Source organism: Yoonia sp. (genome assembly GCF_046292185.1).
Taxonomy (GTDB): Bacteria; Pseudomonadota; Alphaproteobacteria; order Rhodobacterales; family Rhodobacteraceae; genus Yoonia.
In genome coordinates this window covers 1-9,802 of record NZ_JBKBQY010000113.1, presented here as the reverse complement: position 1 = coordinate 9,802, position 9,802 = coordinate 1, and the positions used below count along the sequence as shown (strand labels likewise).

13 protein-coding genes are annotated in these 9,802 nt (G+C 61.4%); 2 read left to right on the top strand and 11 right to left on the bottom strand.

All coding sequences use genetic code 11. The annotated features are described in order from the left end of the window. Positions 1-24 precede the first annotated feature (24 nt). Entirely contained in the window at positions 25-762 is a 738-nt protein-coding gene (locus ACK4TM_RS15740) for an RNA methyltransferase (protein ID WP_409702975.1), read from the bottom strand. Between the two features lie 125 nt (positions 763-887). Here ACK4TM_RS15740 and ACK4TM_RS15735 point away from each other — a divergent pair, with 125 nt between their 5' ends. Continuing rightward, positions 888-1,514 (top strand): thiamine phosphate synthase, encoded by a 627-nt coding sequence (locus ACK4TM_RS15735; protein ID WP_409702971.1) that lies wholly within the window; start codon positions 888-890, stop codon positions 1,512-1,514. Between the two features lie 62 nt (positions 1,515-1,576). Here ACK4TM_RS15735 and ACK4TM_RS15730 read toward each other — a convergent pair whose 3' ends face one another. The 3 genes from ACK4TM_RS15730 to ACK4TM_RS15720 form a co-directional block, all read right to left on the bottom strand. Continuing rightward, positions 1,577-2,398, bottom strand: coding sequence for a lysophospholipid acyltransferase family protein (locus ACK4TM_RS15730; RefSeq protein ID WP_409702969.1), 822 nt, complete (start codon positions 2,396-2,398; stop codon positions 1,577-1,579). Continuing rightward, entirely contained in the window at positions 2,391-3,221 is an 831-nt protein-coding gene (locus tag ACK4TM_RS15725; RefSeq protein ID WP_409702967.1) for a GNAT family N-acetyltransferase, read from the bottom strand. The genes ACK4TM_RS15730 and ACK4TM_RS15725 overlap by 8 nt, the downstream gene beginning before the upstream one ends. An 82-nt stretch (positions 3,222-3,303) precedes the next feature. Beyond that, positions 3,304-3,498: a DUF3553 domain-containing protein gene (locus tag ACK4TM_RS15720; protein WP_409702965.1), complete on the bottom strand. Its 195-nt coding sequence runs from the start codon at positions 3,496-3,498 to the stop codon at positions 3,304-3,306. 29 nt (positions 3,499-3,527) lie between these two features. Between ACK4TM_RS15720 and ACK4TM_RS15715 the strand changes: the two genes are divergently transcribed. Next, positions 3,528-4,118, top strand: coding sequence for a histidine phosphotransferase family protein (locus tag ACK4TM_RS15715; protein WP_409702963.1), 591 nt, complete (start codon positions 3,528-3,530; stop codon positions 4,116-4,118). A 54-nt stretch (positions 4,119-4,172) separates the two neighbouring features. Here the strand turns inward: ACK4TM_RS15715 and ACK4TM_RS15710 are convergent, their stop codons facing one another. The 7 genes from ACK4TM_RS15710 to ACK4TM_RS15680 all read right to left on the bottom strand — a co-directional run bounded on the left by ACK4TM_RS15710 (position 4,173) and on the right by ACK4TM_RS15680 (position 9,758). Beyond that, positions 4,173-5,429, bottom strand: coding sequence for a glutamate-5-semialdehyde dehydrogenase (locus tag ACK4TM_RS15710; RefSeq protein WP_409702961.1), 1,257 nt, complete (start codon positions 5,427-5,429; stop codon positions 4,173-4,175). 10 nt (positions 5,430-5,439) lie between these two features. Next, positions 5,440-6,546 carry a glutamate 5-kinase gene (gene proB / locus ACK4TM_RS15705; protein WP_409702959.1) on the bottom strand — a complete coding sequence of 369 codons (1,107 nt, stop codon included), beginning with the start codon at positions 6,544-6,546 and terminating at the stop codon, positions 5,440-5,442. Further along, positions 6,534-7,577 (bottom strand): GTPase ObgE, encoded by a 1,044-nt coding sequence (gene obgE / locus ACK4TM_RS15700; protein WP_409702957.1) that lies wholly within the window; start codon positions 7,575-7,577, stop codon positions 6,534-6,536. The genes proB and obgE overlap by 13 nt, the downstream gene beginning before the upstream one ends. Before the next feature lie 39 nt (positions 7,578-7,616). Next, the gene (locus ACK4TM_RS15695; protein WP_409702955.1) at positions 7,617-8,165 is read right to left on the bottom strand and encodes a GNAT family N-acetyltransferase; all 549 of its coding nucleotides are present in this window, start codon (positions 8,163-8,165) and stop codon (positions 7,617-7,619) included. After that, positions 8,135-8,677: a GNAT family N-acetyltransferase gene (locus ACK4TM_RS15690; protein ID WP_409702953.1), complete on the bottom strand. Its 543-nt coding sequence runs from the start codon at positions 8,675-8,677 to the stop codon at positions 8,135-8,137. Before ACK4TM_RS15690 ends, ACK4TM_RS15695 begins: the two co-directional genes overlap by 31 nt. Before the next feature lie 125 nt (positions 8,678-8,802). Beyond that, a complete protein-coding gene (gene rpmA, locus ACK4TM_RS15685; RefSeq protein WP_026352164.1) occupies positions 8,803-9,072 on the bottom strand; it encodes a 50S ribosomal protein L27 in 270 nt (89 codons plus the stop codon). Between the two features lie 11 nt (positions 9,073-9,083). Then, entirely contained in the window at positions 9,084-9,758 is a 675-nt protein-coding gene (locus ACK4TM_RS15680) for a 50S ribosomal protein L21 (protein ID WP_409702973.1), read from the bottom strand. Between the last annotated feature and the right edge of the window lie 44 nt (positions 9,759-9,802).

Sequence of the window (9,802 nt, the reverse complement as noted above, 5' to 3'; positions counted from 1 at the left end):
GCAAGCGTCAGAAAGCCACAGCAATCAGCCGCGTTCCTTCCAGCGCACCATCTGGCGCAGGATGCCGTGCAGCATCTGCACATCGGCGCGGGTCAGCGGCATCCGCGACCACAGATTGCGCAGGTTCATCTGCATATTGGCGGCCTTGTGATCGGGGAAAAAGAACCCGGCCTGATCCAGCCGTTCCTGATAATGATCGGCCAGCTTTTCAACCTCGACCTGATTTGCCCAATCGGCCAGCGCATCGACGCGCATCGGCGTGACCTCGGTCACGATGCGTCGCCATTCATAGCCCAAAAGCAACACGCATTGCGCAAGGTTCAATGACGGAAACTCCGGGTTCACCGGCACCGAGATGATCGCATTGGCCCGCGCAATATCGTCGTTTTCCATACCCGCGCGTTCCGGCCCGAACATCACCGCGACCTTGCCACCTGCGGCGATGCGCGCATGGGCGTCCTGCATCGCGGCCTCTGGCGAAAACACCGGCTTGGTCAATCCGCGCGGCCGCGCCGTGGTGGCATAGACGAAATCACAATCGGCAATCGCCGCCGCCGTGCCATCAAACAATTGCGCCTGATCCAGCAGACGCCCGGCACCGCTGGCCATCGCCACCGCGCGGCTGTTGGGCCAGCCATCGCGGGGGGCGATCACCCGCATCCGGTCCAGCCCGAAATTCCACATCGCGCGCGCGGCAGCGCCGATGTTTTCGCCCATCTGGGGACGGATCAGCACAAAGGCGGGTTGGGGATCAGACACGATAAACAGCTTTCCGGACAAGGTTTCGCGCCTGATACTTGGGCCATGCGGCCAAGGCAAGCAAGGCATGGCCAAGGCGCCCAAACCCCGTTAGAAGCGGACAAGCCTTACAAACACCGGAATGCCCCATGTCGGATGCCCAAGACACACCGCAAATCTATCTGATCACCCCGACAGAATTTGACCTTGCCACCTTTCCCGACCAGCTTGCCGCCTGTCTGGACAGCACAGAAATCGGATGCGTCCGGCTGGCGCTGGCCACCAAGGATGACAGCAAGATCGCCCGCGCCGCCGATGCGCTGCGCGCGGTGACGCATGACCGCGATGTGGCGCTGGTGATCGAAAGCCATGTGCTGATGGTGGACAGGCTGGGACTTGACGGCGTGCATCTGCTGGATGCCGCACGATCGGTGAAATCGATCCGCAAGGATCTGGGCGATGATGCCATCATCGGCAGCTATTGCGGCCAGTCGCGCCATGACGGCATGACCGCCGGTGAGCTGGGCGCCGATTACGTCAGCTTTGGCCCGGTGGGCGCCACGCCGCTGGGCGATGGGCGGTTAGCTGAATTGGAGCTTTTCGAATGGTGGTCCGCCATGATCGAAGTGCCCGTCGTGGCCGAAGGCGCGCTTGATCTGGCCCTGATCCGGCAACTGGCCCCGCATACCGATTTCTTCGGCATCGGCGATGAAATCTGGCGCAGCGACGATCCCGCCGCCGCCTTGGCAGGGCTGCACAAGGCCATGGCTGGCTGAACTTCTTATTTCACCAAATACTCATCTTGACCCGGATGAAATCCGGGGCCGGGGCAACGCCCTTATGCCGCGCTTAACCCCGCGCGGACGCTGGTCTCCAGAACCGCGGCCAGGGCCTTGCGGTGCGTGAAATCGCGCACATTCACGGGCGGGTGGTAGATCACGCAGACCTCGCCCTGACGGCGCGCGGCCAATATCCGCAACAGATGCGGACCGAACGCCATATCGCCCCACCAGCCATAGAACCGCGGATCGGCCCCGTCCGGTGCCTGATAGCGCAGCGTCACCGGCTGGATCTGCAGACTATCGCGCAAGGCGGGATCGAAAAACGCGGCAAACAATGTCGGTTTGAACGCCAGCACCTGCAACCCGTCGGTGGATGTGCCTTCGGGGAAGAACAAAAGTTTGTGGCCCGCCTGCAGCCGCGCCTTGAAAGTTGCGATCTGGTCCAGCGTCTCGCGCCGGTCACGGCGAATGAAAACCGTGCCCGTGGCGCGCGCCAGCCAGCCGATACCGGGCCAGCCAGCAACCTCTGATTTCGACACGAAATAGATCCGTTTGCGCGCGTTCAGCGCAAAGATATCCAGCCAGCTTGCGTGATTGGCGACAATGGCGCCGGCCCCCCGCATCGGTCTGCCCTGAAACCGGTAACGAATCCCCATCAGCGCAAAGGCGCCGCGACAGACAGATTGTGTCACATAGGGCGTGACCGGGCGGCGCAAGCCGCAGAACGGACGCTCGAACAGGCGGATCATCAGCAGCAGCGTGAACCCGGCCACCAGCAACAGCACCAAAGGCAGGCCGCGGCGGGCAATGCGCCACCAGTCAGCCGCCCGCAGCGGCGGATGCACGGGTGCCGCGGCCCCTTGCCATGTCTCAGCCATTGCGCCGGGCACGTGTGTAGATCTGGCGCTGCATGGCGGTGACACCGGAGGTGGGCAGGATCAGGCTGATATCGGTGGTGTTGAAATCGCGGTCCACATAGACCCCCTGCCCGACGACGCCCCCGATCCGCAGATAGGCCTTGATCAGCGCCGGCGTGTCGCGCAAGGCCGTGACCCGGTCAATCTGATCCTCGGGCAGCGGCGTGAAATCCACAGCCCCCGCGCCGATGGCACGCACGCGCAGTTCCGGAGGCGCGAGATGGCGGTGAAACAACAAGCTCAGCGGCGCGGCCAGCCTTTCCAGATCGGTGCCGTGAAAGGACGCGACGCCAAACAGGATATCGATCTCGTGATCCTGCACGTAGATTGCGAGCGCCTGCCACAGATGCATCATCGCCATGCCGCCACGATAGGCCGGATGCAGGCAGGACCGGCCCAGTTCCAGCAATTTCAACCCCGAGCCGGTCAGCGGCGTCAGATCATATTCCGCCGCGCAGTAGAACCGCCCTGCCGCCTGTGCCGCATCCTGCTGCATCAGACGGTAAACCCCGATCACCCTGTCACCGTCGGGGCGGGCCATGTCGCGCAGGATCAGATGGGTGGCGAAGGGATCGAAATAATCCTTTTCCAACCGCCGGTCATGATCGACCATGTCGCCGGTGCCGCCCAGTTCTTCGATAAAGACCAGATAGCGCAGGCGCTGTGCCGCCTCCAGCTCTTGTTGATCATGCGCGATGCTGACCACGAAACGCGAATCTTTGGGCACGCGGTCAGGCCCGATCTTATCGGGCAGCGAAAAAGTATGTTTGATCTCACCAGTCATTAAGAATGAATTAACCCATTTTGCGGCACGATACGAGACAGAACGACCCGGAATTTGTTGACACGTTGTCGATTTTCTCTACTCAGGGTTGTGTACCAAGACCAGTAACCAGTTCCAGGGCGATCGTGTTTCCATCAATGACCAGTTTTCCGGCCTCTCTGAAATTTACCGTGATGCGTCCGGCGATATTCGACTGGACCTGCCCTATGCCCCATTCCGGCGCGCCCGGATGGCGCACCAGCATGCCCGGTTCCAGAATGGCGTTTATGCCTGTCATCCCCTCATCCCCATTTAGGAGCCTGTGCCATGCGGCCTGATCTTGCCACACTTGTCGGCTCGCGGATTTGCCACGACCTTATCAGCCCTATTGGTGCGATCGGCAATGGTTTAGAACTCTTGTCGCTGACCGGTGGTCAGACAAGCGCTGAAATGGATCTGATCAGCGATTCCGTGCAGAACGCCAATGCGCGGATACGGTTCTATCGCATCGCCTATGGGGCGGCGGGCCCCGAACAACGGCTGTCCGCGGGGGATATCCTGCCGGTCTTTGCGGCCTTGGCGCGCGCCGGGCGCTGCAGCTATCACTGGCATGTGCCCCATGATCAGCCCCGCCGCGAGGTGCGCTGCGCCTTGCTGCTGGTGCAATGTCTGGAATCGGGGATGCCGCTGGGTGGCGAAATTCACGTGCGTCTGATCGATGAAACCTGGGTGATCAGCGCCGTGGCACCGCGGTTCCGCGTGGATCAGCCGCTTTGGGATCAGTTGCGCAGCGCCAGCCCCGGTTTTTCCTGTTCCGCCGCACAGGTGCAATTCGCGCTTTTGCCCGGCTTCATGGCCGAGGCGGGGCGCGATCTGCAGATCGACATCGGCGATGACGGGATCGCGGCGCGGTTCTGATCCCCCGGAATCCAAGGGAAGATAAGTATTTTGAAAAAAAGAAGTTGGGGGCTGTCACGCCCGCACGGCACCATTGCCGCTGACCAGATATTTGAAACTGGTCAATTGCTCTGCCCCCACCGGGCCGCGCGCATGCATCTTGCCGGTGGCGATGCCGATTTCCGCGCCCATGCCGAATTCACCACCATCTGCAAACTGGGTCGAGGCGTTGTGCATCAGGATCGCGCTGTCAAGCTGGGCAAAGAAATGCGCCGCCGCCTGTTCATCCGCCGTGATGATCGCATCGGTATGGTTTGATCCATAGCGCCGGATATGGGTGATGGCTTCGTCCACGCCATCCACCAGTTTCGCGGCACAGATCATGTCGAGGAATTCCTGCCCGAAATCATCAGGCTTGGCCTTGGTCGTGCCCGCAATTTTCGCCAGATCGCCATCGGCGCGCACCTCAACCCCGGCCTTGACCAGCGCGTCGATCAGCAACGATCCGTGTTGCGTATAGAACCGCCAGTCGATCAGCAGGCATTCCATCGCGCCGCAGATGCCGGTGCGGCGGGTTTTGGCGTTCAGCACGATCTCCAGCGCCATGGCAGGGTCGGCGGTCGCGCCGACATAGATATGACAGATGCCTTCGAGATGGGCAAAGACCGGCACCCGCGCCTCGCGCTGGACAAGCCCGACAAGGCCTTTGCCGCCGCGTGGCACGATCACGTCGATATGATCGGTCGCGGTCAGCATCGCGCTGACGGCGGCACGGTCGCGTGTTGGCACCAGTTGGATCGCGGTTTCGGGCAGGCCCGCCTGTTTCAGCCCGATCTGCAGGCATTTATGGATCGCGGTAGAGGAATGGAAACTTTCCGACCCGCCCCGCAGGATCACCGCATTGCCCGATTGCAGGCATAGCGCACCGGCATCGGCGGTGACATTCGGGCGGCTTTCATAGATCACCCCGACCACGCCCAAAGGCGTGCGCACGCGCCGGATATGCAGGCCCGTTGGCATGTCCCATTCGGCGATCACCTCGCCCACCGGATCATGCTGGGCGGCGACATTGCGCAACCCTTCGGCCATGGCGCGGATGCGCGGTTCTGTCAGGATCAGCCGGTCCATCATCGCGGGCGACAGGCCTTTTTCCTCGGCATAGACCTGATCTTCGGCATTGGCGTCGAGGATTTCCATGATGTTGTCGCAGATCGCATCGGCGGCCCCGATCAGCGCGGCATATTTGCGTTCTGATCCGGTGGTCGCCAGCACGGTGGCGGCAGCGCGGGCATCAGCGCCGATCTTGTTCATCAGGGCAGGAATATCATTCATTGTCATATCCTTACAGTACCATATCATCGCGATGCACCAAGGCGGCACGGCCTTCATAGCCCAGAATACCGGGGATATCGGCGGTCCGGTGGCCCATGATCTGCCGCGCCTCGGCGCTGGTATAGCGGGTCAGCCCCTGACCCAATGGCAGGCCCGCAGCATCGGCAATCGTGATCACCTCGCCCCGGCCAAAGCTGCCGCTGATCTGCGTGACCCCGGCGGGCAGCAGGCTTTTGCCCGACAACAGCGCTTGCCCGGCACCGGCATCGACAGTCACAATACCACGCGGTTTCATCGCCGCGATCCAGCGTTTGCGCGCCGCCTGCGGATCGGTCTGCGCGGTGAACCAGGTGCTGCGCGCGCCATTTGCCAAGGCATCCAGCGGATGCAGCCCGGTGCCAAGTGCGATGGCCATGGCGCAGCCGCCCTCGGTCGCGATCTTGGCGGCCATGATCTTCGTGATCATCCCGCCCTTGGACAGGGTTGATCCGACATCACCCGCCATATTTTCGATCTGTGGGGTGATTTTATCCACAATCCCAAGGTGTTGTGCCGTGGCGTCAATCTTGGGGTTCGCGGTATAAAGCCCGTCCACATCCGACAAAAGCACCAGTTGATCCGCGCCAATCGTCACCGCGACCTGTGCCGCCAGCCGGTCATTATCGCCATAGCGGATTTCATCAGTGGCAATCGTGTCGTTTTCATTCACGATCGGCACGACACCGAACCCCAGCATGGTTTCCATCGTGGCGCGGCTGTTCAGATAACGGCGACGATCCTGCGAATCTTCAAGCGTGACAAGCACTTGGCCCGCAATGATGCCATGCGGCGCGAGGGCCTGTTCATAGGCGCGCGCCAGCCGGATCTGACCGACAGCCGCCGCCGCCTGCGATTGCTCCAAGGCCAAGGCGGCCTGCGGCAGACCCAACACGCCACGGCCCAAGGCGATGGACCCGGATGAGACAAGGATCACCTGCGTGCCGCGCGCCTTGATCGCGGCGACATCGGCGGCCAGTGACGTCAGCCAATCTTGGCGCAAGGCCCCCGTCGCGGCATCGACCAACAGGGCCGAGCCGATCTTGACCACCAGCCGTTTGGCATCTTTCAGGGACGCCATTCTTCGTCTTCCTCTGGCGCGTCTTCCTTGCGGTGACGCAGGCGGTTGTCGTCAATCTCCGCCCGCAGCGCGCGCAGGACGTCGGTGATGCCTTCGCGGCTGACCCCGGACATCAGCATGACAGGGCCTGACGCAACCTCGGCCAGTTCATCGCGCAGGAACACGCGTTCTTCCGCGTCCAGCGTGTCGATCTTGTTCAGCACGGTGATCCGGGGCTTGTCAGCCAATTCGCCGCCATATTGTTCCAGCTCGTGAATAATCGTCACCAGATCGCCGGCGGGGTCACCGGATGTGCCATCAATCAGATGCAGCAATACCGCGCAACGTTCGACATGGCCCAGAAACATATCACCCAGACCGCGCCCTTCACTGGCACCGGCGATCAGGCCAGGGATATCGGCGACGACGAATTCCACCTCATCCACGCCCACAACGCCCAGATTGGGGACCAGCGTGGTGAAGGGATAATCCGCCACCTTGGGCCGCGCATTGGATGTGGCGGCCAGAAACGTCGATTTGCCCGCATTGGGCATGCCCAACAGGCCGACATCGGCGATCAGTTTCAGCCGCAGCCAGATCGTGCGTTCAATCGCCTCTTGCCCCGGATTGGCGCGGCGCGGGGCCTGATTGGTGGCGGATTTGAAATGCAGATTGCCCCAGCCGCCATTGCCGCCCTTGGCGATGACGATGCGCTGGCCGACCTCGGTCAGATCGGCGATGACGGTTTCTTCGTCCTCGTCGATGATCTCGGTGCCGACGGGGACGCGCAGGATTTTATCATCGCCATCCTTGCCGGTGCGCTGACTGCCCATGCCATGCTGGCCGCTGCCCGCAAAGAAATGCTGCTGATAACGGAAATCGATCAGCGTGTTCAGACCGTCCACAGCCTCGACAATCACGTCGCCGCCATTGCCGCCGTCGCCGCCATCCGGGCCGCCATATTCGATGAATTTTTCACGGCGGAACGAAATACAGCCCGCCCCGCCCGCGCCAGAGCGGATATAGACCTTGGCAAGATCGAGAAATTTCATGGTCTGGGGCCTTCCGGGCTGTTCAGCGCTGGCGATAGTCTATTGTGCGGCGCTTCTCAAGATGTGCCAGCGTTTGTGTGTCAGGGCCATCCGGTAAAGCGTGACGGCAGCATCCGACGAAACGGGTGTGATCGTTTCAGTATGGGTGTCGGTGAACCCCAGCCCGGTCAGGATCGCCCGTGATGCTGCATTCCCCGCGAAATGCCCTGATATCAGAGGGGCTGTGTGATCCGTGAAATACCAATCCACCACGGCATGTGCCGCCTCGCGCATCAGCCCCTGACCGTGCTGCGCCTGATCCAGCCAATACCCCAGATCAGGCTTAACAGAGATCACGCCGATCAGCCTAAAGCCAAGGTCGATCGCCCAATGGGCGGCATCGGCATCGTTGCGCACCATGTCAATGAATGCCTTCGCATCATCGCGCGCATAGGGAAAAGGGGCCTGCGACAGCCAGCGCGTGACCTCCCAATTGCCGAGCGCCTCGGCAATTGCGGTACAATCGTCCACGACCAGTGGGCGCAACGTCAGCCGCGCGGTCTGTAAGGGCGGAACCGTCACTGCCCTGTTTTCAGCGTATAGGTCCATGTCGGCACTGTTGCGCCGCGCGAAACCGAAAACGCCTCTGCATCGCCCAGATAATCGAAACCGCAATTGGTCAGCACGCGGGCGGAACCGGGATTGTCCTGAAACACCTCGGCAAAGATCCGTTCGGATTGATGCGGGTTCGCGGCAATCAAGGCGCGCACGGCCTCTGACGCGTAACCGGTGTTCCAAAAGGCGGGGGCGATCCAGTAGAAGATTTCCGACTGCGCGCGGTCCATCCGTTCCAGGCTGATCAGACCCAACGCCTCTGCATGGCCAAGGGCCGATCCGTCGATGACCCAGATATCCTCTGTCCGGTCGGGGCGCAGGGCGCGGTCGATCATCGCCTCGACCGTGCCGGGGGGCAAGGGATGCGGCACCGACCGCGTACCGCGCGCGACACGGTCATCGCCGGCATACATGGCGATCAGGCCAGCATCGGATTTGCGGCAAGGGCGCAGGATGAACCGTTCCGACTGGATCGTTTCCTGCACGGCTATTCCTTCGTGGATCATGTTTTCCCTCCTCGAAAACAAGCCTGTCTGGCGCGGTCATAATCGCGATAAGTTGCGGATTTATGAACGGAAAAGGGGACCGGTTTGCACCGATCCCCTCAAATATCTGGTTTGAGACTTTCGGCTTACTCTGCGGCCTCCGCCACGGGGAGAACCGAAATAAAGGTGCGGCCTTTCAGGCCTTTGTGAAATTTCACAGCGCCTTCAGCAGTTGCAAAGATGGTGTGATCCTTGCCCATGCCAACGCCCATGCCTGGCCACATCTTTGTGCCACGCTGGCGCATGATGATGTTGCCGGGAATGACGGCTTCGCCGCCGAATTTCTTCACACCAAGACGACGACCTGCAGAGTCGCGTCCGTTACGGGATGAACCGCCTGCTTTTTTATGTGCCATCTGGTCTCTCCTTAAGCTTTGGACAGCTCGGTCGCTTGTGCGACCCAGTCATCACGTTCCACGCGGCCACCCAGAGACAATGTCTCCTCGTAACCGGCGATATCTTCTTCACTCCATCCCGCGATCTGCGCGTAGGAAGTGATCCCTGCTTCATGCAGCTTCTTTTCCAGCGCCGGGCCGACGCCGGTGATTTTCTTCAGGTCGTCGCTGCCGGTTGCGGCTGGCGCGTCTTTTTCAGCGGCTTTCGCTTTGGTCGCGGCGGCCTTTTTGGGCGCGGCGCCTGCCTTTGGCTTGGCGATGCCCTTGGGGTTCACGCGGGGCGTGATGTCCATCTTGATGCCGGCACCCGATACTGCGGCCATGACGCCGCTGTCATCTGCGCCGGATTCCAGGATATCCGCGATCCGGACCAAAGTCAGTTGCTGACGGTGGCCTTTCTTGCGCTGGCTGCCGTGCTTACGGCGACGCTTGACGAAATTGATCGTCTTTTCGCCCTTGATCTGGTCGATGACTTCGGCCTGAACGCCGGCACCGGATACCAGAGGCGCGCCAACAGTCGAACCGACCATCAGAATCTCGTTGAACTGCACTTTGTCGCCAGCTTTTGCCGCCAGCTTTTCGACGCGCAATACATCGCCAGAGGCGACTTTGTACTGCTTGCCGCCGGTTTTGAGAACCGCAAACATATGATCTTCCTTCATTTTCCGCGTCGCTGAGGCCCCGGTGTGAT

Bases quoted from the DNA above. Each gene is read 5' to 3' on its own strand.
- ACK4TM_RS15735 (WP_409702971.1), top strand. From the start codon at position 888: ATGTCGGATGCCCAAGACACACCGCAAATCTATCTGATCACCCCGACA.
- ACK4TM_RS15730 (WP_409702969.1), bottom strand. From the start codon at position 2,398: ATGGCTGAGACATGGCAAGGGGCCGCGGCACCCGTGCATCCGCCGCTG.
- ACK4TM_RS15725 (WP_409702967.1), bottom strand. From the start codon at position 3,221: ATGACTGGTGAGATCAAACATACTTTTTCGCTGCCCGATAAGATCGGG.
- ACK4TM_RS15720 (WP_409702965.1), bottom strand. From the start codon at position 3,498: ATGACAGGCATAAACGCCATTCTGGAACCGGGCATGCTGGTGCGCCAT.
- ACK4TM_RS15715 (WP_409702963.1), top strand. From the start codon at position 3,528: ATGCGGCCTGATCTTGCCACACTTGTCGGCTCGCGGATTTGCCACGAC.
- ACK4TM_RS15710 (WP_409702961.1), bottom strand. From the start codon at position 5,429: ATGAATGATATTCCTGCCCTGATGAACAAGATCGGCGCTGATGCCCGC.
- proB (WP_409702959.1), bottom strand. From the start codon at position 6,546: ATGGCGTCCCTGAAAGATGCCAAACGGCTGGTGGTCAAGATCGGCTCG.
- obgE (WP_409702957.1), bottom strand. From the start codon at position 7,577: ATGAAATTTCTCGATCTTGCCAAGGTCTATATCCGCTCTGGCGCGGGC.
- ACK4TM_RS15695 (WP_409702955.1), bottom strand. From the start codon at position 8,165: ATGGACCTATACGCTGAAAACAGGGCAGTGACGGTTCCGCCCTTACAG.
- ACK4TM_RS15690 (WP_409702953.1), bottom strand. From the start codon at position 8,677: ATGATCCACGAAGGAATAGCCGTGCAGGAAACGATCCAGTCGGAACGG.
- rpmA (WP_026352164.1), bottom strand. From the start codon at position 9,072: ATGGCACATAAAAAAGCAGGCGGTTCATCCCGTAACGGACGCGACTCT.
- ACK4TM_RS15680 (WP_409702973.1), bottom strand. From the start codon at position 9,758: ATGTTTGCGGTTCTCAAAACCGGCGGCAAGCAGTACAAAGTCGCCTCT.